The organism is Pseudomonas sp. LAIL14HWK12:I7, from assembly GCF_000483465.1.
Lineage (GTDB): Bacteria > Pseudomonadota > Gammaproteobacteria > Pseudomonadales > Pseudomonadaceae > Aquipseudomonas > Aquipseudomonas kermanshahensis.
Genome location: NZ_AXYZ01000016.1, coordinates 54,364 through 75,580, shown reverse-complemented (window position 1 = coordinate 75,580; position 21,217 = coordinate 54,364). Strand labels below are relative to the sequence as shown.

21 protein-coding genes and 1 riboswitch are annotated in these 21,217 nt (G+C 62.9%); of the genes, 11 read left to right on the top strand and 10 right to left on the bottom strand.

All coding sequences use genetic code 11. The annotated features are described in order from the left end of the window. The first annotated feature begins 388 nt into the window (after positions 1–388). From D886_RS0116350 to D886_RS0116340, 3 genes are read left to right on the top strand one after another with little or no spacing between them, the layout of a single operon-like run. Positions 389–967 carry a DarT ssDNA thymidine ADP-ribosyltransferase family protein gene (locus D886_RS0116350; protein ID WP_027594927.1) on the top strand — a complete coding sequence of 193 codons (579 nt, stop codon included), beginning with the start codon at positions 389–391 and terminating at the stop codon, positions 965–967. Then, positions 968–1,612 carry a DUF4433 domain-containing protein gene (locus D886_RS0116345; protein WP_027594926.1) on the top strand — a complete coding sequence of 215 codons (645 nt, stop codon included), beginning with the start codon at positions 968–970 and terminating at the stop codon, positions 1,610–1,612. It abuts the gene before it with no gap. Then, on the top strand, positions 1,609–2,682 hold the full coding sequence (locus D886_RS0116340) for a macro domain-containing protein (protein WP_027594925.1): 1,074 nt from the start codon (positions 1,609–1,611) through the stop codon (positions 2,680–2,682). Before D886_RS0116345 ends, D886_RS0116340 begins: the two co-directional genes overlap by 4 nt. A 2-nt stretch (positions 2,683–2,684) precedes the next feature. On the opposite strand, the gene D886_RS0116335 is transcribed toward D886_RS0116340, so the two are convergent. Continuing rightward, positions 2,685–5,543 (bottom strand): TonB-dependent receptor, encoded by a 2,859-nt coding sequence (locus D886_RS0116335; protein ID WP_097151367.1) that lies wholly within the window; start codon positions 5,541–5,543, stop codon positions 2,685–2,687. 269 nt (positions 5,544–5,812) lie between these two features. Here D886_RS0116335 and D886_RS0116330 point away from each other — a divergent pair, with 269 nt between their 5' ends. From D886_RS0116330 to D886_RS0116320, 3 genes are read left to right on the top strand one after another with little or no spacing between them, the layout of a single operon-like run. After that, positions 5,813–6,352, top strand: a complete 540-nt coding sequence (locus D886_RS0116330; RefSeq protein ID WP_027594923.1) for a sigma-70 family RNA polymerase sigma factor — start codon at positions 5,813–5,815, stop codon at positions 6,350–6,352. After that, positions 6,345–7,292: a FecR domain-containing protein gene (locus D886_RS0116325; RefSeq protein ID WP_027594922.1), complete on the top strand. Its 948-nt coding sequence runs from the start codon at positions 6,345–6,347 to the stop codon at positions 7,290–7,292. The genes D886_RS0116330 and D886_RS0116325 overlap by 8 nt, the downstream gene beginning before the upstream one ends. Positions 7,293–7,322: 30 nt before the next feature. Further along, positions 7,323–8,213, top strand: coding sequence for an alpha/beta hydrolase (locus D886_RS0116320; protein WP_027594921.1), 891 nt, complete (start codon positions 7,323–7,325; stop codon positions 8,211–8,213). A 107-nt stretch (positions 8,214–8,320) separates the two neighbouring features. On the opposite strand, the gene D886_RS0116315 is transcribed toward D886_RS0116320, so the two are convergent. Continuing rightward, entirely contained in the window at positions 8,321–9,535 is a 1,215-nt protein-coding gene (locus tag D886_RS0116315; RefSeq protein ID WP_155951440.1) for an RtcB family protein, read from the bottom strand. Between the two features lie 95 nt (positions 9,536–9,630). Then, a riboswitch (FMN riboswitch) is annotated at positions 9,631–9,772 on the top strand. An 80-nt stretch (positions 9,773–9,852) separates the two neighbouring features. Between D886_RS0116315 and ribB the strand changes: the two genes are divergently transcribed. From ribB to D886_RS0116290, 5 genes are all read left to right on the top strand, one after another. Continuing rightward, positions 9,853–10,503, top strand: a complete 651-nt coding sequence (gene ribB, locus D886_RS0116310; protein WP_027594919.1) for a 3,4-dihydroxy-2-butanone-4-phosphate synthase — start codon at positions 9,853–9,855, stop codon at positions 10,501–10,503. 185 nt (positions 10,504–10,688) lie between these two features. Continuing rightward, on the top strand, positions 10,689–10,931 hold the full coding sequence (locus D886_RS0116305) for an exodeoxyribonuclease VII small subunit (RefSeq protein WP_027594918.1): 243 nt from the start codon (positions 10,689–10,691) through the stop codon (positions 10,929–10,931). Next, entirely contained in the window at positions 10,928–11,815 is an 888-nt protein-coding gene (gene ispA / locus D886_RS0116300) for a (2E,6E)-farnesyl diphosphate synthase (protein ID WP_027594917.1), read from the top strand. Before D886_RS0116305 ends, ispA begins: the two co-directional genes overlap by 4 nt. A 183-nt stretch (positions 11,816–11,998) precedes the next feature. Beyond that, positions 11,999–13,894 (top strand): 1-deoxy-D-xylulose-5-phosphate synthase, encoded by a 1,896-nt coding sequence (gene dxs / locus D886_RS0116295; protein ID WP_027594916.1) that lies wholly within the window; start codon positions 11,999–12,001, stop codon positions 13,892–13,894. A gap of 120 nt (positions 13,895–14,014) precedes the next feature. Continuing rightward, on the top strand, positions 14,015–15,889 hold the full coding sequence (locus D886_RS0116290; RefSeq protein WP_027594915.1) for a TonB-dependent receptor domain-containing protein: 1,875 nt from the start codon (positions 14,015–14,017) through the stop codon (positions 15,887–15,889). Here D886_RS0116290 and D886_RS0116285 read toward each other — a convergent pair. The 8 genes from D886_RS0116285 to ribE all read right to left on the bottom strand — a co-directional run bounded on the left by D886_RS0116285 (position 15,867) and on the right by ribE (position 21,150). Then, positions 15,867–16,679 carry a cobalamin-binding protein gene (locus D886_RS0116285; protein ID WP_027594914.1) on the bottom strand — a complete coding sequence of 271 codons (813 nt, stop codon included), beginning with the start codon at positions 16,677–16,679 and terminating at the stop codon, positions 15,867–15,869. The two genes, D886_RS0116290 and D886_RS0116285, sit on opposite strands and share 23 nt — an antisense overlap. Further along, entirely contained in the window at positions 16,679–17,098 is a 420-nt protein-coding gene (locus tag D886_RS0116280; RefSeq protein WP_027594913.1) for a hypothetical protein, read from the bottom strand. The genes D886_RS0116285 and D886_RS0116280 overlap by 1 nt, the downstream gene beginning before the upstream one ends. Next, positions 17,095–17,712, bottom strand: a complete 618-nt coding sequence (ribA, locus tag D886_RS0116275) for a GTP cyclohydrolase II (protein WP_027594912.1) — start codon at positions 17,710–17,712, stop codon at positions 17,095–17,097. Before ribA ends, D886_RS0116280 begins: the two co-directional genes overlap by 4 nt. Positions 17,713–17,929: 217 nt before the next feature. Next, positions 17,930–18,673: an ABC transporter substrate-binding protein gene (locus D886_RS0116270; RefSeq protein WP_027594911.1), complete on the bottom strand. Its 744-nt coding sequence runs from the start codon at positions 18,671–18,673 to the stop codon at positions 17,930–17,932. A 16-nt stretch (positions 18,674–18,689) separates the two neighbouring features. Continuing rightward, complete coding sequence (locus D886_RS0116265; protein ID WP_027594910.1) at positions 18,690–19,193, bottom strand: phosphatidylglycerophosphatase A; 504 nt, start codon at positions 19,191–19,193, stop codon at positions 18,690–18,692. Further along, positions 19,190–20,158, bottom strand: a complete 969-nt coding sequence (thiL, locus tag D886_RS0116260) for a thiamine-phosphate kinase (protein WP_027594909.1) — start codon at positions 20,156–20,158, stop codon at positions 19,190–19,192. The genes D886_RS0116265 and thiL overlap by 4 nt, the downstream gene beginning before the upstream one ends. Positions 20,159–20,176: 18 nt before the next feature. After that, positions 20,177–20,677, bottom strand: a complete 501-nt coding sequence (nusB, locus tag D886_RS0116255; protein WP_027594908.1) for a transcription antitermination factor NusB — start codon at positions 20,675–20,677, stop codon at positions 20,177–20,179. Then, positions 20,674–21,150 carry a 6,7-dimethyl-8-ribityllumazine synthase gene (gene ribE, locus D886_RS0116250; protein ID WP_003255395.1) on the bottom strand — a complete coding sequence of 159 codons (477 nt, stop codon included), beginning with the start codon at positions 21,148–21,150 and terminating at the stop codon, positions 20,674–20,676. The genes nusB and ribE overlap by 4 nt, the downstream gene beginning before the upstream one ends. Between the last annotated feature and the right edge of the window lie 67 nt (positions 21,151–21,217).

Genomic DNA, 21,217 nt, shown 5'->3' with positions numbered 1-21,217 from the left:
TTAGCCCCGACCGGCGCAAGCCGCGGTCCAGAGGGCTCGGCGACATCCCACACGGGTGTTGACCATCTCTATCAGGTCCTTGTGACCACACAGTTAAGGCGGTTGCGGCTTACCATAAATTAGTCGGAAGCGTCCCCGAGAAGCCGGCCACAAGCCGGCTTTTTAATGCCTGCTTGAAAGCCATCCCCTACTAAAACCCGCTTTAGCAAGACCGCGTTTAATAGAGGTTTTGTAGGGCTTTTCTGAAAAGCACGCAAATACCCACATGAACCTTGCGGGCTTCAACGACGGCACATTAGCATCCAAACGAACCCCCTGCTAAACCCCACGGACTGAGGTTTGGGGAACATGAAGCGTTTAGATGAATGCATAGGTCAAGGGGACCGCAATGCCAGACGTGAGAAGTATCAAGGACCAATTTTTTGTCTACCACCTGACCTCCGTTGAGAATCTGGATGGGATTTTCACACAAGGTCTGAAGCCTCGGGCGAGCCTCATTAACTTCACTGACGTAGCAGACAGTGAAATCCTCGACAAACGCAAAGCCCTCAAGCTCGATAGCTACGTGCCCTTTCACTGGTTTGCTGCCAATCCGTTTGATGGACGGGTGCAGCTCGACAGACCCACATCCAAATTTGTACTGATTTCGGTTTACAGATCCTTTGCCAAGCAAAACAAATGGAAAATCATCCCTCGCCACCCCCTTGCCAATGATGAGATCGAACTACTCGACTATCACGATGGCTTCGAAGCCATCGACTGGGCGCTCATGAACACGCGGGACTATCAGAATGCCGACTGCAAAAGCGTCTGCATGGCTGAATGCCTCTCCCCCTCCGTGGTACTCCCGCAGGATTTTTCCAGGATTTACGTACCAACCGATGAGATCGAAAAGCTGTGTGAGGCTAAAATGCGCAAGATCAACCTCAAGGTCCCCATCAGCGTGAATTCCGGAATGTTCCTATAAATGAGCTACAGCAGACTGAATCCGGACAAGGCTCTGATTTGGCGTATCGTCCATCGCGATACCCTGCCTTGGATTCTGGACAATGGTCTGCACTGCGAAAACTCGGGTGTTCAGGCAACGCAGTGTGTGAACATAGACAACGCTGAGCTGATCGACAAACGCCGATCTCGGCAGGTCCCGATAGCGCCTGGAGGGGTACTGGCCGACTACGTACCCTTCTGCTTCACCCCCTTCTCCGTGATGATGAGGAATACTCATGCAGGGTGGGGTGTGCAGCAGCGCAGCAATGACGAAATCGTGATTCTGGTGTCCAGCCTTTACCGCGTCCAAGCGCTTGGCCTGCCGTTCGTCTTCACAAACGCACTGGCCTACCCGGCGTGGACTAGCTACTACAGTGATCTGGCGTATCTGGGCGAGGTCGATTGGCCCCTGCTTCAACGGCGCGACTTCACGCGTGATCCTGACGACCCTCGAAAGATGGAGCGTTATCAGGCAGAAGCGCTGATTCACCATCACCTACCGATCACTGGGCTGCTGGGCATCATGTGCTACAACGATGCAATCAAAGAGCGCATAGAACATGACGTGGCCGCTAGAGGTCTGAGCGTGTCTGTGCATGCGCGTCCGGGGTGGTATTTCCAATGATCCGATTTACCCAAGGTAACCTTCTAGAGGCCAAGACCGAAGCCCTGGTCAATACAGTCAATACCGTTGGCGTGATGGGCAAAGGTATTGCGCTGATGTTCAAAGAGCGCTTTGTGGAGAATTACCGCCTGTACGCAGCGGCCTGCAAAGCTGGCGAGGTGGTAACTGGCAAAGTCCACGTGACTGCGGTCAATGAACTGGAAGGCCCGCAGTGGATCGTAAACTTCCCTACCAAACGTCACTGGCGATCCCCTTCGCAGATGGCCTGGGTGACAGAAGGTTTGCACGATCTGCGCCGTTTTTTGATTGAAAACCAGGTCAAATCCGTGGCCGTCCCAGCGCTGGGGGCCGGCAATGGTGGCTTGAAATGGCCTGAAGTCCGTGAACAGATTATTCATGTACTGAGCGATCTGAATGTGGACGTATGGGTATATGAGCCATCCAGCCAATATCTGAATGTCGCCAAACGTAGCGGCGTAGAAAAGCTCACACCGGCTCGCGCACTCATTGCCGAATTGGTTAGGCGTTATTGGGTTTTAGGGATGGAATGCAGCCTGCTTGAAATACAGAAGCTGGCCTGGTTTCTGGCACGCGCCATAGAAGAGCTGCCAGACACTGAGAACCCTCTGAACCTCAAGTTTGTAGCGCATCGATATGGCCCGTATGCCAATCGACTACAGCCTCTGCTCAATGACCTTGATGGCAGCTATCTGCAGTGCGAAAAACGCATCAAGGATGCAGAGATCGGTGATGTGATCTGGTTTGAAGAGAAACGTAAACCCACTCTACACACCTATCTCAATACAGAAGCAAAGGCGTATTCCCAAGCATTGGAACGCACGATCGAGCTGATTGATGGCTTTGAGTCACCCTTCGGCATGGAGTTATTGGCAACGGTTGATTGGTTGCTGAGCCACGAAGGGGTTTGCCCGACTGTTCCTGCCGTGCGCGATGCGTTAACGCATTGGGAAGGCGGAGCCGGTTCTGCGGCTCGCAAAAGCAAGCTGTTCGACGATCAGGCACTTGATATTGCGCTCAAGCGCCTAACCGCCAGCACCGCCCTCAGCTGACTTCAGAACCGCGTCACCACCCCCATCCGTACCGTCCGCCCCGGAGCCGGCATGAAGCTCTGCGCCAGCGGGTCCAGGTAATAGCGATCAGTCAGGTTCTGCAGCGAAACATTCACCTCGGTGTTCTCAAGCAGCGTGTACTTGAGGAACAGATCGAACAGCGCCACCGAGCGGTACTCGACCTGCGGCGTGGTAGCGCCGGACTGCCAGGGCTTGTCGAGGGTACTGGTAGGCCCGGAGGTGTAGGTCACGCGCCCGCCTACCGTCAATGCTTCGTCGAAGAAACGCAGGCCAGTGGTCAGGTTGGCGGAGATCCGTGGTGGGTTCTGGGTGTTGGTGTAAGAGCCCATGTAGCTGCCCGGTGTGCAGTTTGGCGTGTCTTGGGTCTTCTGGTACGGGTTGGCGCTGGCGCGCAGTTTGCCGGCAAAGTCCGCGTCGCAGGTCTCGGTCTTGAGGTAGTAGGTGGCCGAGAGGTCGGCGAACACACGGCCGGCATCGTAGTTTGACTGCAGCTCAAGGCCGCGGGTGCTGAAGCTGTCGGTGTTGCTGAAGCTCATCTGCCCCCACAGGCCAGGGCTCGGGTCGTAATAGCGGGTGATGTAGTGCTTGATCTTGTTGTCGAAGAAGGCCAACTTGATCGCGGCTGAGTCGTGATCGGTAAAGAGGTTGTCGCGCAAGGCGCTGACGCCGATTTCCCAGCTCTGCGAGCGCTCAGGCTTGAGGCTTTTGCCGGGGGTGACTTGCTGGGTGCCCTGGCTGGTCTCGAACAGTGACGGCAGGCGCAGGCCTTGGGTGTAGGTGACATAGAAGTACGTGTCGGGCATCAGCTCGACATTGATGCCAAATGCCGGCGAAAAGCCGCCACCGCTGCTGCTGCCCTGCGGGGTATGGTCGTAGCCTGTGACCACGCTGCTGATGCCTTCGGGGCTGACCTGAACGCTGGTCGCGCCGAAGTCATTGAAGCGCACACCGTTGAACGGCTCGTTGCTGTTGCCGAAGACAATGCCGTTGTTCAGCCGGGGGTCGGTGGCGTCGGTGTACTGGCCGTTCTGGTCGGGGAACCAGGTCATGCTGCCCCAGCCCTTGGGGCCACTCGCCGAGATGTAGCGCACGTCGCGATCCTCGCGGCGGGCGGTGGCCAGCACGGTATTGTCTTTGGTGCGGAAGTGGCTGTAACGGCCCCCACCCCACAGGGTCAGTTGCTCGATCGGTTGGTACTCGAGCTTGCCGTTGAAGCTGAACTCCTGCCGCGAAGCATCGCGCAGGGTGCGGTTGGCATCGACGTCGTGCTGGGTGATCAACACGCTTTTCTGCGGTTGCAGGTCTTCCAGTTGGAACGCGCCACCCAAGTCAAGCTTGAAGTCGCCATGGGCCGTTTCGAACCTGGAGAGGTTGTTCAGGTCGCCGCCGATACGGCGGTTGTCCTGGCGTGTCCAACTGCGGTCAGAACGAAACAACTGGGACACCGGCGCCGTCCATGCCGAACTCAACGAGCTGGTCTTGGCGTCGGTCATCCACAGGTTACTGGTCAGGTCGACCCACGGGTTGCCGGCGGGCAGGTAGTGGTAGCGTGCGGTATAGGTATCGATCTTCACCTCGCCCAAGGGGTACTGATAAATACCGGCGGTACCGAAGCGGTAGATGTCAGAGGGCATGATCTCGGCAGTGCGCCCGTCGTAGCGGCGGTAGCCCAAGTCCAGGGTGTGATCGTCGGTTATCCGCCAGGTCGCCTTGAGCAGGTACGAGTCGGTTTTCGATGAGGCGTTGAGCACTTCCTCGCCCGCGTTATAGGTCATCGCCACGCTGGGCTGTTCACTGCCGTAATCGTTGTAGAGGCGGTAGCGGTCCTGGCCTTTCTTGCCGGCGAAGTAGTTGCCTTGGTTGCGGTGCGCGTAGGCCGCCACCACATCCAGCTGTTCGGTGGTAAAGGCAAACGCGGCGCTGCCCGATTCGGCTTCAGAGCCGAACAGGCTGCCGCGGTTGTCGCGCGGAGGCGCCGACAGGCTTTCATCCTTGGAACTGGAACTGCGATGGGCGGGGGCTACGCCGTTGTCCCAGAGGTCGCCCTTGAGGCGCACGCCAACCTGGTTGCCGTCGACCAGAATGTCCTGCACGCCGATCGTCTGCATTTCCACCGTGCCGCCAATCGCTCCGGATTTGGTTGACGGCCCTTTGTTCACGGTCAGGCTGCTGATCAGGTCGGGGTCGATGTAGCTGCGTTGCTGCGTGCCGCCATAACCGCGATAGACATCCAGGGCCTGCTCCGAACCATCGACCTTCACCGCTACCCGGCTCTGCCCCTGGATACCGCGAATGTTGACGTCCAGGGCGCCGCCGTTGCGGGTGTCACCGACTTGCACACCCGGCACACCGTTGAGCAGGTCGCCCACGGAGACCCGGCCGAAGCGGTCGATCTGTTCGCTGCTCAGGTGCACCGATGAGCGTGGGGCCCGGTAAGTATCCGCTTGAGGCCCCTGTGCGGCAGCGTCGACCATCGTCGGCGATAACTCTGCTGCGGCATTCGTTGCAGCGCCCTGCGCCATCAGCACGTAGCTGCCGGTCGAGCTCGCCACCAGCTGCAGCCCAGTATTGGCCAGCAACCGCTGGATGCCCTCACTGACGGTGTACCGCCCCTTCAGGGCCGGCGCCGTGCGCCCGCGGGTCAAGTCAGGATCATAAGACACCAGCAGCCCGGACTGGCTGGTGAAACTGCCCAGCGCTGCGCCCAGCGGGCCTTTGGCAATGTTGTAGTCACGCGGCGTGGCATCGTCCAGGCGGGTTGCGGCGACCGCTGCCGTGCCAGAGCCCTGGGCCAGGGCCAGGCTGCTGTTCAGCAGGCCGGCGCCACAGCAACTGATCATCGTGCAACGCAGGGCGAAGGTGATGGGCGACAGGCAAAGTCGAGGGCGCGGAGCAGGTGAAGGACAACGTACTGGGAGCATGCTTTTCTCGCTCGTAGGGTGTGCGCCCACCACTGGCTGCGGGCTGTTACCTCCTCTGTCGCACGAGATCGAAAAAAGGATATGTGTGCAGGGCCACCGGCTGAATTTGCCGGTTCGGCCTTGTGATCTGAGCAATTCTAGTGATAATGGTTTTCATTTGCGACAGTCTTGTGCCGACTCAACCCACGATGAATGCACCCCTCTCCCCGCCGAACAGTACCGAGCCGTGCAGCGTCGAGACGTTGTATATCGAGAATCACGCCTGGTTACGTAACTGGCTCGCCTATCGGCTGAGGTCGTGGGGACGCGGGGTGGCCGATGACCTGGCGCATGACATTTTCCTGCGGGTGCTTACCAGCCGGGAGGGTGCGCGGGTCGAACCGATCCGTCAGCCACGCGCCTACCTAACCCGCATCGCCAATTGTGTGCTGGTCAGCTGGCGGCGCCGGCAGTCGCTGGAACGTGCCTGGCTCGAAGCGTTGCAGTTGCTGCCAGAACCCGATCACCCTTCGCCTGAACTGCAAAGCGTGATCCTCGAGACCCTGCACGAGATCGACACGCTGCTGGATACGCTGCGGCCCCGCGTGAGGCAGGCGTTTCTGATGGCAACGTTGGACGGCATGAAGCAGAAAGACATTGCCGTGGCCCTGAACATCGCGCTGCCGACGGTCAAGAAGTACATCCACGAGGCCTACCTGGCCTGCCTGACGCAGATGCCCGATGAATAACCGCACGGCACCGCTTGACGATGCCATCCCCCAGCCAGTGCTGGCCCAAGCGGCCTCCTGGCTGATGCTGATGCAGGAAGCGCCGCTGCTGCCAGCGCAACAGCGCGAATTAGAGCGCTGGCGGCGTGCCAGTGCTGAGCATGAACGGGCGTGGCAAAGGGCACAGCGCCTGCTAACACGCCTGGGCAGCCTGCCTCCAACGCTGGCCAAGCAGACCTTGGATCGCCCGACAGGCAGGCGCGCTGTGCTGCGCGGGCTGCTTCTGCTGATCGGTGCCGCACCGCTCAGCTGGTGGGCATGGCGCTCAGGCATTGGCAACGATTACCAGACGTCTGTGGGTGAACGCCAACACGCACGGCTCGCCGACGGCACACAGATCACCCTCAATAGCGACAGCGCCGTGGACGTGCTTTTCAACAGCGCGCAACGCTTGCTGCACCTGCGCCGTGGCGAGGTGTACATCGCGACCGCTGCCGACCCACGCCCGCTCATGGCACAGACCCAGCAAGGCCAACTGCGCGCGTTGGGTACGCGATTCAGCGTGCGCCAGCTGGCCGATGAAACCTTGCTAGCGGTGTACGAAGGCGCCGTACAGGTTCGCCCAGAACACGCCCGCGTGGCCCCTGGCGAAAACATCATCCGTGCTGGGCAACAAGTTCGTTTCAGCCGCGAGCGCATGGGGCTCATCGAGGAGGCCCGGGAGACCACCCTGGCGTGGCGCAACGGCTTGCTGGTGGCCGACGACATGCCAGTACGGCTGTGGGCGCATGAATTGATGCGCTACACCGACCAACAGCTTGAGTGCGACCCCGCGCTGGGTGAGCTGCGGGTGTCTGGCACATTCCCCATCGATGACTTGCCGCTGGCCTTGGCCATGCTGGCACAGACCTACACGCTGCAGGTTCGACACACCGGCAGGCACGTATTCATTAGCCGTTGATCAAAAGCAACGACCGAGCGAGATTCCCCGATGAGCAAAATGCCCTTGTACCTGGCCATGGCACTGGCCCTCGCTGCACCAGCAGCCCTGGCGCAACCGGTGCGCGATCAGAAAATGGACACGTCGCTGCTGCAGCGCCAGAACCTGGCCTATCGCTTCAGCCAGCATGACCTGGATTCGGCCGATGGCCAGCGCCATTACCGTCTATGGATCGGCCAGCCGAATCGCCCGGCGCCCGCGGCGGGATACCCGGTGTTGTGGATGCTCGACGGCAACGCCGCGCTGGGTGCCCTGGACAGCGAACAACTGGGCAAGCTTGCCGCAGGCCAAGCCCCGTTGCTGGTCGCCGTGGGCTACCAGACCGACCAACGCATCGAACGTGCCGGGCGAACGTATGACTACACCCCCGCACTGCCTGGGCAAGCGAAACAGCGCGACCCGCTGACGGGCCAGCCCAGCGGTGGCGTGGAGGCGTTCTTCGACCTGCTGAGCCAGCGCATGCGGCCGATGGTTGCCGCTGCAGCGCCGATCGACCTGCAACGGCAAACACTGTGGGGGCATTCCTATGGTGGCCTGGCGGTGCTGCATGCGCTGTTCACCCGGCCGGCAGAGTTCACTGACTACGCGGCGGCCAGCCCGTCACTGTGGTGGCATGACGGGGCGATTGTGCGGGAAGCCCAGGGGCTGCAGCAGCGCTTGGGTGGCAGCCGCCCGAGGCTGGTGCTGATGCGCGGTGGCGATGAGTCGTCGAACCCGCGTGCGGCGGTGAAAGGCGACGCGGAGCGGCCGGCGCGTGAGCTGGTAGCGGACCTGGCCAAGGTGCCTGGGTTGCAGGTGCGCTTCGAGCGGTTCGACGGGTTGGGGCATGGGCCGATGTTGCCGGCCTCGCTGAAAAGCGTAATTGAAGGGATGTCTCGGTAAACCTGCGCCGGCCTCTTCGCGGGGCAAGCCCGCTCCCACAGGTTCCCCCTCCGGTCCTGAGGGCAGTGCAGATTATGTGGGCTGGCCCCGCGAAGAGGCCGGCCCGGTCACCCCTTCACACACACCACCTGGCGCAGCGTGTGCACCACCTCCACTAGGTCGCGCTGCGCACGCATCACCGCATCGATGTCCTTGTAGGCCATCGGTATCTCATCGATCACCGCCTTGTCCTTGCGGCACTCCACATGCGCAGTGGCCCGTCGCTGGTCTTCCACAGTAAAGCGGCTCTTGGCCCGGGTTCGGCTCATCACCCGCCCGGCCCCATGGCTGCAAGAGCAGAACGCCTCTTCGTTGCCCAACCCGCGCACGATGAAACTCTTTGCCCCCATCGAACCGGGGATGATGCCCAACTGCCCTTTCTGCGCCGACACCGCGCCCTTGCGCGTCACCAGCACTTCGCGCCCGAAATGCTGTTCGCGCTGCACATAGTTGTGGTGGCAGTTCACCGCCTCCAGGCTGGCCTCGAACGGCCGGCCTAGCACCTTGCGGGTCGCGGCAACCACTGCCAGCATCATCAGTTCGCGGTTATGCCGGGCAAAGTCCTGCGCCCACTCAACCGCTTCGACGTAGTCGGCAAAGTGGCGGCTGCCCTCCTCGAAGTACGCCAGCTCCTTGTCCGGCAGGTTGGCCAGGTGCTGGCGCATGTCGGCCTGGGCCAGTTCGATGAACAGGTTGCCGATGGCATTGCCAACGCCACGCGAGCCGCTGTGCAACATGAACCACACGCGGTCGGCCTCATCCAGGCAAACCTCGATGAAGTGATTGCCGCCGCGCAGGGTGCCTAGGTGATGCCGGTTATTGGTTTTCTCCAGCCGCGGGTACTTGTCGGTGATGGCCTTGAAGCGCGAGGCCAGCGTGCCCCAGCGTTTGTCAGCCTTGGCTGGCACGTTGTCCCAGGCGCCTTGGTCGTGGCGGCCGAAGGTCTTGCCATGGGGCACGGCCTGCTCGATCGCCGTGCGCAAACCGTGCAGGTTGTCGGGCAGGTCGCGGGCATGCAGCGAAGTCCGCGCGGCGATCATGCCGCAGCCGATGTCCACGCCAACGGCGGCGGGGATGATAGCGCCAACGGTGGGGATCACGCTGCCGATGGTCGAGCCCTTGCCCAGGTGCACATCCGGCATCACGGCCAGGTGCTTGAAGATGAACGGCATTTTGGCCGTGTTCAGCAACTGCTGGCGCGCTTCGTCTTCGATCGGCACGCCGTCGGTCCACAACTTGATCGGCTTGCCGCCGGCGACCTGGAGAATGTCCATGCTGTCGATTCCGAATAGAACATGCCTGCCATGATACCGCCGATGCTCGCCTAAGGTCTTAGCCGGGCGGGTTGCCAGCAGGGTGGCACTGTGGGGTATGCTTGCCGGGTCTTCAGGGCGGGGTGTAAGTCCCCACCGGCGGTAAATCGAAAGATGAGCCCGCGAGCGCCCCGGCCATGCCGGGGGTCAGCAGATCTGGTGAGACTCCAGAGCCGACGGTCATAGTCCGGATGAAAGAAGGCGTCAGGCAGGGGCCATTCGGGCGCCCCTGCGCGCGCGTTTTGTTCGCCCCGAGACGTTCATCGATCATTTACGAGGAGCGTTTCATGTCCCCTATGCTGCAAAAGCAATACCCCAACATTTCTGCCGCCATCGCCGCCTTCCAGGCCGGGCGCCCCGTACTGCTGCTGGACGACGATGACCGCGAGGACGAAGCGGACATCATTGCCGCCGCCGAAAACATCTCGTTGCAAACTATGGCCATGATGATTCGTGACTGCAGCGGCATCGTTTGCCTGTGCCTGGACGAAGCGACCGTGGACGCCCTGCAACTGGCGCCGATGGTGCAGAACAATCAGGCGCGCCATGGCACCGGGTTCACCGTCACCATCGAGGCGGCGGACGGCATCACCACCGGCGTTTCGGCGCAAGACCGTGTCACCACCATCGCTGCGGCGCTCAGTTCGACCGCCGAGCAACGGCATATCGTCAGCCCTGGGCATGTGTTCCCGCTGCGGGCACGCAATGGTGGTGTGCTGACCCGCCGCGGCCATACCGAAGGTTCGGTCGACCTGGCGCGCCTGGCCGGGCTGCGGCCGGCAGCGGTGCTGTGCGAATTGATGAACCCCGACGGCAGCATGGCCCGTGGGGAGCAGGTGGCGGTGTATGCGCGGCAGTACAATATGCCGGTGCTGACCATTGAAGAGTTGGCGCGGTACCGCGAGGCGATGGTGGAGCGCGAAGCGGCTACGGCTTGATGGCTTTCAGACGCTTGGCTTGAGGAAGCTGGCGGCGCGCACATCGAGCGCTGCCCGCGCGGCGCTCGATCTCGAATGCGCAACAACTATCACGCCCGACCGCATAGCCCTACCCACACAAGTTTGCTCCCCCTGCCCCGCTCTGCTAGTGTCGCGCCGTTCAGAACGCCACCGAGACAGTCGCCATGGCCCGCAAAAAAGCCTCCCTCGATTTCGAGCAATCCCTCGCAGACCTGCAAGCCCTGGTCGAGCGCCTGGAGAACGGCGAGTTGTCGCTGGAAGATTCGCTGGCCGCCTTCGAGCAAGGCATCGCCCTGACCCGCGATTGCCAGGGCGCACTGGCCCAGGCTGAGCAGAAAGTGCAAATCCTTCTGGAACGCGACGGTGAGCTGGCAGCCCAGCCCTTCGACGCGGAGCCAGAAGCATGATCAGCACCTACCAGGCCAACTGCCAGGCCCGCGTCGACGCCGCCCTAGAACCGCTGTTTCAAGCGCCTACCAAAGAACTCGAGCGCCTCTACGCCGCCATGCGCTACAGCGTAATGAACGGCGGCAAGCGTGTCCGCCCGCTGCTCGCCTACGCGGCCTGCGAAGCCCTGGGTGCACCAGCCGAACAGGCCAACGGTGCAGCGTGCGCGGTCGAACTGATCCACGCGTATTCGCTGGTGCATGACGACCTGCCGGCGATGGATGACGACGACCTGCGTCGCGGCCAACCGACCACCCACAAAGCCTTCGACGAAGCCTGCGCCATCCTCGCCGGTGACGGCCTGCAGAGCCTGGCCTTCAGCGCCCTGCTCGACCCACGCCTGAGCCCACAGTCCGACGCCCTTCGCCTGGCCATGGTCCAGGCCCTGGCCAAGGCTGCCGGCCCGGCGGGCATGGTGGGGGGGCAGGCCATCGACCTCGGCTCGGTGGGCATCAAGCTGGACCAGCAGGCGCTGGAATTCATGCACCGGCACAAGACCGGCGCGCTGATCGAAGCCAGCGTGCGCCTGGGCGCCCTGGCCAGCGCCCGCGCCGAGCCGGCGCAACTGGATGCCTTGCAGACCTACGCTCAGGCCATTGGCCTGGCGTTTCAGGTGCAGGACGACATCCTCGACGTAGAAAGCGACACCGCCACCCTTGGCAAACGCCAGGGTGCCGACATCGCCCGAGACAAACCGACCTACCCGGCGCTGCTTGGCCTGGAGGCCGCCAAGGCCTATGCAATCGAACTGCGCGACCAGGCGCTGGCCGCATTGCAAGGGTTTGGTGAAACTGCCGAGCCGCTGCGGGCGCTGGCGCGCTACATCGTCGAACGCCGCAACTGATTCAACGGGGCCGCCATGCGGCCCATCGCCGGCAAGCCGGCTCCCACAGCAAAACGGTGAACATGTGGGAGCTGGCTTGCCGGCGATGGGCTGCAAAGCAGCCCCGTGCTACCCCCTCTCAATGGGCACTTTTCCCACAATGGGGTAAACTGCCGCGTCTTCACACCTATAACGACTCGCCTGATGCCCACGACGTTTCAAGAGATCCCCCGCGAACGCCCGGTCACGCCGTTGCTCGACCGCGCTGACACGCCTGCCGGCCTGCGCCGGCTGGCCGAAGCCGACCTGGAGACCCTGGCCGACGAGTTGCGCCAGGAACTGCTCTACACCGTGGGACAGACCGGTGGGCATTTTGGCGCCGGCCTGGGCGTGATCGAGCTGACGATCGCCCTGCACTACGTCTTCGACACCCCGGACGACCGGCTGGTGTGGGACGTCGGCCACCAGGCCTACCCGCACAAGATCCTCACCGGCCGCCGCCAGCGCATGCTCAGCCTGCGCCAGAAGGACGGCATCGCCGCCTTCCCGCGCCGTAGCGAGAGCGAGTACGACACCTTTGGCGTCGGCCACTCCAGCACCTCGATCAGTGCAGCGCTGGGCATGGCCATCGCCGCCCGCCTGCAGAACAGCGCACGCAAGTCGATCGCGGTGATCGGCGACGGTGCCCTGACCGCCGGCATGGCCTTCGAGGCGTTGAACCACGCCCAGGAAGTCAACGCCGACATGCTGGTGATCCTCAACGACAACGACATGTCGATTTCGCGCAATGTCGGCGGCCTGTCCAATTACCTGGCCAAGATTCTCTCCAGCCGCACCTACGCGAGCATGCGCGAGGGCAGCAAGAAGGTGCTTTCGCGCCTGCCAGGCGCGTGGGAAATCGCCCGTCGCACCGAGGAATATGCCAAAGGCATGCTGGTCCCCGGCACCCTGTTCGAAGAACTGGGCTGGAACTACATCGGCCCGATCGACGGCCACGACCTGCCGACCATGATCGCCACCCTGCGTAACATGCGTGACCTCAAAGGCCCGCAGTTCCTGCACGTGGTGACCAAGAAGGGCAAAGGCTTCGCCCCGGCCGAGGTCGACCCGATCGGCTACCACGCCATCACCAAGCTCGAGCCCGCCGACAAGCCCGCCGCGCCGAAAAAACCCAGCGGGCCCAAGTACTCCGCCGTGTTCGGCCAGTGGCTGTGCGACATGGCCGCCAGCGACAATCGCCTGGTTGGCATTACCCCGGCGATGAAAGAAGGCTCCGACCTGGTCGAGTTCAGCGAACGCTACCCGGAGCGCTACTTCGACGTGGCGATTGCCGAGCAGCACGCGGTCACCCTGGCCGCGGGCATGGCCTGCGAAGGCAGCAAGCCGGTGGTGGCGATCTATTCGACGTTCCTGCAGCGCGCCTATGACCAGCTGATCCACGACGTGGCGGTACAGAACCTCGATGTGCTGTTCGCCATCGACCGCGCCGGCCTGGTGGGTGAAGACGGCCCGACCCACGCCGGCAGCTACGACTTGTCGTACCTGCGCTGCATCCCCGGCATGCTGGTGATGACCCCGAGCGACGAGAACGAACTGCGCAAGATGCTCACCACCGGCCACCTGTACAACGGCCCGGCGGCAGTGCGCTACCCGCGCGGCACCGGCCCCAACGCACCGATCAGTGGTGACCTTACGCCCCTGGAAATCGGCAAGGGCGTCATCCGCCGCCAGGGTGAGAAAGTCGCCCTGCTGGTATTTGGCGTTCAACTGACCGAAGCCTTGCAGGTTGCCGAGCAGATCAACGCCACGGTGGTCGACATGCGCTTCGTCAAGCCGCTGGACGAGGCACTGGTACTCGAATTGGCGGGCAGCCATGAGCTGCTGGTGACTATCGAAGAAAACGCCATCATGGGCGGTGCAGGGGCTGCTGTGGGTGAGTTCCTGGCTAGCCAGGCCCTGGTCAAGCCGCTGCTGCACCTGGGCTTGCCGGACATTTATGTCGAGCATGCCAAGCCGGCGCAGATGCTGGCTGAGTGTGGGCTGGATGCTGCTGGCATCGAGGCTTCGGTTACAGCGCGTATGGCCAAGCTCGGCTTGTAACCCCTGGGGCCGCTTTGCGGCCCATCGCCGGCAAGCCAGCTCCTACAGGTATTGCGCTGAACCTGAGAACAGCGAGGACCTGTGGGAGCCGGCTTGCCGGCGATTGCCATGGTAATGCCTATGAAGACTCCAACCCTTGCTGCGACTTTGCTGTGCCTACCGCTGCCGCTTCTAGCCGCTGAACGCGACGACGCCCTGAAACTCCCCGATGTGCTGATCAGCGCCAACCGCCAAGTCGAGTCGCGCACCGCCACCAGCGCCGCCAACACCGTCTTCACCCGCACCGACATCGACCGCCTGCAACCCACCAGCGTCACCGACCTGCTAGCCCGCGTCCCCGGCGTGCAAGTCGCTCCCACGGGGGGTCGCGGCAGCCTGCCCGGTATCTTCATCCGCGGCACCAAGGCAGCGCAAAACCTGGTACTGGTCGATGGCGTGCGCATCGCCAACGCCACCTCCGGCGACAGCGGCCTGCAATTTCTCGACGTCGACCAGATCGAGCGTGTCGAAGTACTGCGCGGCTCCCGCTCGGCGATCTACGGCAGCGATGCCATTGGCGGCGTGATTCAGATCTTCACCCGGCGCAGCAGCGGCCCTGGCCTGCAACCGCGCCTGCGCCTCGCCGCCGCCAGCAACCAGACCTTCCAACGCAGCCTGGGCCTGGCCGGTGGCAACGGCGCCACCCGCTTCAACCTGGGCGCCAGCCTGGACGAAACTGCCGGCATCGACGCCACCGGCCCGTCCTTTGCCAGCGATGGTGATCACGATGCGTACCGCAACAAGTCATTCAACCTGAGCCTCAGCCACACCTTCGGCGAACGCTTCGAGGCCGGCCTCAACCTGCTCGACAGCCATGGGCGCAGTGAATACGACAACCCGTTCGGTGGCTTCAACCCGGTCACCTTCGAAAGCTTCGGGCAAAAGCCCTACACCGATTTCAGCGTCAGCAGCCTGGGCACCTACTTCGATGCCCAGCTCAACGACAGCTGGCATTCGCGCCTGGAACTTGCCCACAGCGAAAACCGTGACGACAAGCGCGACAAGCTCAGCGATGAGCGCTTTGTGTTCAACACCTACCGTGATCAACTCACCTGGCAAAACGACCTGGCCTTGAATGACCAGCACACGCTGCTGATCGGCGGGGATTGGTACGAAGACCGCGTGCACGGCAGCACTGACTTCACCGAAGACAGCCGCTGGAACCGGGCGGCCTTCGTTCAACATCGGTACCGGGGTGAGCGGTTTTCCACCGAGCTGGGCGTGCGCCGCGACCAGAACCAGCAGTTCGGTGGCCAGACCACCTGGAGCGGTAGCCTTACCGTACCCGTGAACGCGTCCAACGATGTGCTGCTGTCCTACAGCGAAGGCTTCCGAGCGCCGACGTTCAACGACCTGTATTACCCAGAATTCAGCAACCCAGACCTGAGCCCAGAGCACTCCAAAAGCTACGAACTGCAATGGCGCAGCCAGCTCACCTCGGACAGCCGCCTGGAGACGTCGCTGTACCGCACCGACCTGCGCGACGCGATCATCTTTGGCCAGGACGCGATCCCGCGCAACGTCGCCTCGGCGCGCATCAACGGCGTTGAGCTGTCCCTCGACCAGCAATGGGGCGCATGGCGCAGCCAGCTCGGCCTGGCGCTGATCGACCCGCGCGACCGCGACAGTGGCCATACCCTCGCCCGCCGCGCTCGCCGTACCGTGAGCCTGGACCTGGACCGCGCATTTGGGCGGTTCAGCGTGGGCGGGAGCTGGCAAGCCGTCAGCGCCAGCTACGATGACGAAGCCAACCGCAACCGGCTCGCCGGCTTTGGCCTGCTCGGCCTGCGCGGTAGCTGGGCGGCAACGGATGAACTGAAACTGGAAGCGAAGCTGGACAACCTGCTGGACCACACCCACAGCCGTGCCCTGTACAGCTATGAAGGCGCCAGCCACAGCTACCGCGAAGAAGGCCGCACCGTGCTGTTCAGCGTCACCTGGACGCCGGCGCTTTAGCTTCGAGCAACGCGCATAAGCGGGCGGTGGCCTCGATCATCTGCCCACTGGGCCGTTCCAGCCCTTTGTCGGGCACGACCAGCAAGCGCTCATCGGCCACTGCACGCAGGCGTGGCCAGGCCCTCCAGCTGTTTAACTGCGCCTGATCACCCGCCAGAATCACCTGTGGGTCTTGCAGCAGTACAGACTCCACGCTCACCTGAGGCGCTGGCTGGTTGAGGTCGGCGAACACATTACGCGCGCCGCACACGGCCAGCGCGTCGCTGACCACCTGCCTGCCACCCAGGGTGTACAAGGGCTGATCCCAGACTTGGTAGAACACGCGCAGCGGCTGCTCACGCCGATACTGCTGGCGCAGGTGCCGCAGCCTGTCACGCAGGGCCTGGGCGTATTGCTGGCCCTGCCCTTCGCGGCCGACGCGCAGGGCGATGGCTTCGATCTGATCGATCAACTGGTCGATGTCGTGGGGTTCGGCGCTGAAGGTGGCGATGCCCAGGCGCTTGAGCTGATCACGCTGTGCTGGTGCCACACTGCCGGGCCAGAGCAGCAACAAGTCAGGCTGCAAGCTGAGCAGACGCTCCATGTTCAGTTGGCCTTGGCGGCCGACCGAAGGCACCTCACGCAATGCTGGCGGGCGATCACCGCCGTCGAGCACACCGACCAATAGGTCATCGGCGTGCAGCTCAAGCATGATTTCGGTCATCGAAGGTGCCAGGCTGACCACCCGTAGCGGCTCGCCGGCGCTGGCGCTACAGGCGCACAGCGCCAGTAGCCAGAGAAGGCTGCGCATCAGCCCAGCTGACGTGGGATGCGGTACAGGTAAAGCACCACCACGGTGGACAGCGCCAAAAGGATTTGCGGTACGGCCTCCAGCCCCACCAGCACCGACAGCGCGGCAACCCAGGCGGGGAAGCAGGCATACAGCATGGCCATGCGCCGCACTCGCGCCAGGGTGATCCAGGCTGCCGGCTCTTCGGTGCTGCCGAGCACCTTGGAGGTCGCGATCAGCGCACGCTTGTAGGCACCGAAGCGCGGCAGGCTAAGGAACATGGTCGCCGCACCCGCGATGAACAGTGGCATGGCCAGCACCGGGATCAACGCATCACCGCCACCAAACGCCCAGGCCATCACCGGCAGCGGCACCAGGCCTACCGCCAAATATTGCCACCAGGCCAGCGCCAGGCGCCGCTTGACCTCGGCGCGGGTCACGCCTGGGGCACCTCGCCCTGGTGTTCATTGCCCAGCATGTGGCCGAGCTTGCCGGCTTTGGTCGCCAGGTAGTAGCGGTTGTGCGGGTTATGGCCGGTGTGCAGCGGCACGCGCTCGGCGACGACGATGTTCATGTCGGTCAGTGCCTTGACCTTGCGCGGGTTGTTGGTCATCAGGCGCAGGGATTTCACACCCAAGTGTTCGAGCATCGGCAGGCAGATGGCGTAGTCACGCTGATCGGCAGCGAAGCCCAGACGCTCGTTGGCTTCGACGGTGTCGGCACCACCGTCCTGCAGCTCGTAGGCGCGGATCTTGTTCAACAAGCCGATGCCACGGCCTTCCTGGCGCAGGTACAACAGCACACCACGGCCTTCACGTGCGATGGCCTGCAGGGCGGCTTCCAGTTGCGAACCGCAGTCGCAGCGCTGGCTGAACAGGGCATCGCCGGTCAGGCACTCGGAGTGCAGGCGCCCCAACACCGGTTCACCGTCAGCAATATCACCCAGGCTGAGCACCACGTGCTCACGGCCGGTGGCTTCTTCGAGGAAGCCATGCATGGTGAAAGTCGCGAACGGGGTCGGGAGTTTAGAGGCGGCAACAAAGACGACGGGCACGTTGTGCTCCTGAAATAAGTAGTAAATTTCTCGTGGGGCGATTGTATCAGCAGGTCGGCGCCAGTGCGCTGGCTGAATACCGCGGTTTAAGATCGAAAAGTTCGATGCTTATTTTTCCGCACCCCCTGTAGGAGCAGCCTTGTGCTGCGAAGAGGCCCGCTGGAGCACCACCGATCGTTGCGCTTGTCACCGGCCTCTTCGCAGCACAAGGCTGCTCCTACAGCGGCTTGCTGTCGGCAGTGAAGGGATACGGCTGCTTCCAGTGTTCGAAAATCGGCTTCAATTCACCGCTGCGCACCAGCTCGGACATACGCTTGTCGAACAGTTCCCGCAGTGCCTTGGCCTCACCGTTATTGGCGAACGCCAGGTACAACGGCAGTTCGGCGACGTGGCTTTTACGAAAGCGTGCAGGCTCCGACGCCTGGCCAAGCACGTAGTCGACCTCGGTCAGCGCATCGATGTAGAAGTCCACACGGTCGTGTTCGAGCATCGGCAGAATGCCTTCACGGCGTTGAATTTCGCGGTAGTCATGGGCATTGGGCAAGTAGCTGGCGTAGTCGTAGCCACGCACCCAAGCCAGGCGATACTGGCCAACCGTGCTCGGCGTAGGTACCGGCTTGCTGGCAAGCCCCAAGGCATAGATGTGGTCCATGTCGAAGTGCCAGCGCGGGTAGAGATTATCCTTGCTCTCGCCCTTGTAGGAGCCTACCCAGGCATCAGCTTCGCCCCGCTTTACCAGCCCAACTGCACGGCTGTAGGGCGTGCTCTGGGTGACGACCTTGACCCCGGCCGGCTCGAACACCTTGCGCAGCACATCCCAGGCAACCCCGGTACCGTTGGCGTTGGTGTAGTCGAGCCATTCTTCGCTGACCAGATGGACCTGCTTTGGCACACCTTCGGCCGCCCCCACCCAGGGAGCACAACCCAGCAGCATTGCCAACAGCACAGTCCTTATGGCCATTCACGCGCTCCCTGCCTCAGGCAACCGCCCACACCAGAACTTGCATGCCCAGCCAGGCGAACACGCCGGCCAGGATATCGTCGAGCATGATCCCGACCCCTCCATGCACATGGCGGTCGATCCAGCGAATCGGCCACGGCTTGAGGATGTCGAAGAAACGGAACATCAGAAACCCTGCCAGCAACCATTGCCAGCCTTCTGGCACCAGCCAGAGGGTGATCCACATGCCGACCATCTCGTCCCAAACAATGCCTTCATGATCGTGAACGCGCAAGTCATTGGCGACCTTGCCGCACAGCCAGAAGCCAAACAGCATGGTAATGCCCAGCAGCAACCAGTAGCCCCAATCCGGCAGCATCTGCCACAGCGGAATGAAGGGTATGGCCACCAGCGAACCCCAGGTGCCCGGTGCCTTGGGCAAGGTGCCGGAACCGAAGCCGAAGGCGATGAAGTGCCAGGGGTTGCGCCAGACCGAGGGCGGAACGAACTCCGCAGGCACCTGATTGGGGTGATCGGTCACGGTGTCTCCCTAAAATGTTGATAGCCGCGTTGCCGCGGGGTGATGTCCTGGCCCTGCCCGTCACGCAGGCTGACGCCCTGGCCTTCAAGCACTCGCCCGATGACATGGAACGTCGCCAGGCCTTGGGCCTGCAGGGATGAAAGCTGAGCCGGCGGCAAGGTGAACGCCAGCACATAGTCGTCACCCCCGGTCAAGGCAGCCTGCACGGCAGCCTCATGACCGAGGAAGCCCTGCAAAGCGGATGACACCGGCACCTGGTCCAGGTTCACCTCGAGCGCCACGCGGGACGCCTTGGCGATATGCCCGCAGTCGGCCAGCAGGCCGTCGGAAATATCCAGTGCGGCCGTAGCACGCCCGCGCAACAGCTGGCCCAAAGTGAATTGCGGCGAGGGCGACCAGTAGTGGTCGAGCAACGGCTGGGCAAGGGCAGCATCGGCATGGCGCTCGCCCAGGACCAGCGGCAAGGCGCCCGCAGCGTTACCCAGTTCACCACCCACACACAGCAGGTCACCCGGGCGGGCACCGCCACGGCGCAACGCCTGCCCGGCCGGCACGCGGCCGAACACGGTCAGGGTGATGCTCAAGGGACCACGGGTGGTGTCACCGCCAATCAGGCTCAACTGGCACTGCCGGGCCATACGGTTGAGGCCGTCAGCGTAGGCTTGCAGCCAGTCGGCGCTGACCTCGGGCAGGGTCAGGGCAAGGGTGAAGCCGATGGGGGTAGCGCCCATCGCCGCCAGGTCACTGGCCGCCACGGCCAGCGAGCGCTGGCCGAGCAGCAGAGGGTCGCAGACCGCAGGGAAATGCACGCCGGCCACCAGGGTGTCGGTGGACACCGCCAGTTGCTCGCCAACAGGCACATCCAGCAGCGCGCAGTCATCACCGATGCCCAGCGCCACGCCTTCACCGCCTTGCGCACAGGGCGCGGCGGCAAAGAAATGGCTGATCAGCTCGAACTCACCCATGGTCCGCCAGCGCCGGGATCAGCGCTTGTTCGCCTTGACTTCCGCTTCGCGCAGCGAAGGGGCGAGCTTGTCCAGCACGCCGTTGACGAACTTGTGGCCGTCGGTGGCACCGAAGACCTTGGCCAGCTCGACACCTTCGTTGATCACGACACGGTACGGCACATCGGCGCGCATCATCAGTTCCCAGGTGGACAACCGCAGCACAGCCAGTTCAACCGGGTCGAGCTCTTCCAGCGCGAGCGCCAGGCAAGGCGTCAGGGCCGCGTCGATCTCGTCCTTCTTGGTCGGAACCCCATGCAGGATTTCGCGGAAGTAGGCGCCATCGACATCGGTGAAATCGTTATCGACCCGGAACTGCGCTTCGATCTCGTTCACCGACTGACGCGCCATGTGCCACTGGTACAGCGCCTGAGTCGCGAGCTTGCGGGCTTCGCGGCGCTTGGCGCTCTTCGAGGGCTTGCCGGCATCCGCAGGTTTTGGATCGCGCGGGTTGAAACGATCGCTTTCGTCGCTAATCACTTGGCCTCCAACTGCGCCAGCAGACTGACCATTTCCAGAGCGGACAGGGCAGCTTCAGCACCTTTGTTGCCGGCTTTGGTGCCGGAACGCTCGATGGCCTGCTCGATGGAGTCGACGGTCAGAACGCCGAAGGCCACCGGAACACCGAACTCCATGGACACCTGGGCCAGGCCCTTGGTGCATTCGCCCGCCACGTATTCGAAGTGCGGGGTACCACCGCGGATCACGGCGCCCAGGGCGATGATCGCGTCGTACGCGCCTTGCTGGGCGACCTTCTGTGCCACCAGCGGGATTTCGAACGCGCCCGGGGCACGGATGATGGTGATGTCGCTTTCGCTGACACCGTGGCGTACCAGGGCATCAACGGCACCGCTTACCAGGCTTTCGACAACGAAGCTGTTGAAGCGGCCAACCACCAAAGCATAGCGACCTTTGGGGGCGATGAAGGTACCTTCGATGGTCTTCAGGGTCATTCCGATGTTCTCATCTTCAAGAGCGAGGCCGCTCGCTGGCGGCCTCGGGAGGGTTTGGACTCGAGCG

Coding starts and splice junctions, on each gene's coding strand:
- D886_RS0116325 (WP_027594922.1), top strand. CDS start 6,345: ATGAATAACCGCACGGCACCGCTTGACGATGCCATCCCCCAGCCAGTG.
- D886_RS0116335 (WP_097151367.1), bottom strand. CDS start 5,543: ATGATCAGTTGCTGTGGCGCCGGCCTGCTGAACAGCAGCCTGGCCCTG.
- D886_RS0116330 (WP_027594923.1), top strand. CDS start 5,813: ATGAATGCACCCCTCTCCCCGCCGAACAGTACCGAGCCGTGCAGCGTC.
- D886_RS0116290 (WP_027594915.1), top strand. CDS start 14,015: ATGAAGACTCCAACCCTTGCTGCGACTTTGCTGTGCCTACCGCTGCCG.
- D886_RS0116305 (WP_027594918.1), top strand. CDS start 10,689: ATGGCCCGCAAAAAAGCCTCCCTCGATTTCGAGCAATCCCTCGCAGAC.
- D886_RS0116340 (WP_027594925.1), top strand. CDS start 1,609: ATGATCCGATTTACCCAAGGTAACCTTCTAGAGGCCAAGACCGAAGCC.
- dxs (WP_027594916.1), top strand. CDS start 11,999: ATGCCCACGACGTTTCAAGAGATCCCCCGCGAACGCCCGGTCACGCCG.
- ribB (WP_027594919.1), top strand. CDS start 9,853: ATGTCCCCTATGCTGCAAAAGCAATACCCCAACATTTCTGCCGCCATC.
- D886_RS0116350 (WP_027594927.1), top strand. CDS start 389: ATGCCAGACGTGAGAAGTATCAAGGACCAATTTTTTGTCTACCACCTG.
- D886_RS0116285 (WP_027594914.1), bottom strand. CDS start 16,679: ATGCGCAGCCTTCTCTGGCTACTGGCGCTGTGCGCCTGTAGCGCCAGC.
- D886_RS0116320 (WP_027594921.1), top strand. CDS start 7,323: ATGAGCAAAATGCCCTTGTACCTGGCCATGGCACTGGCCCTCGCTGCA.
- ispA (WP_027594917.1), top strand. CDS start 10,928: ATGATCAGCACCTACCAGGCCAACTGCCAGGCCCGCGTCGACGCCGCC.
- D886_RS0116270 (WP_027594911.1), bottom strand. CDS start 18,673: ATGGCCATAAGGACTGTGCTGTTGGCAATGCTGCTGGGTTGTGCTCCC.
- thiL (WP_027594909.1), bottom strand. CDS start 20,158: ATGGGTGAGTTCGAGCTGATCAGCCATTTCTTTGCCGCCGCGCCCTGT.
- D886_RS0116345 (WP_027594926.1), top strand. CDS start 968: ATGAGCTACAGCAGACTGAATCCGGACAAGGCTCTGATTTGGCGTATC.
- ribE (WP_003255395.1), bottom strand. CDS start 21,150: ATGACCCTGAAGACCATCGAAGGTACCTTCATCGCCCCCAAAGGTCGC.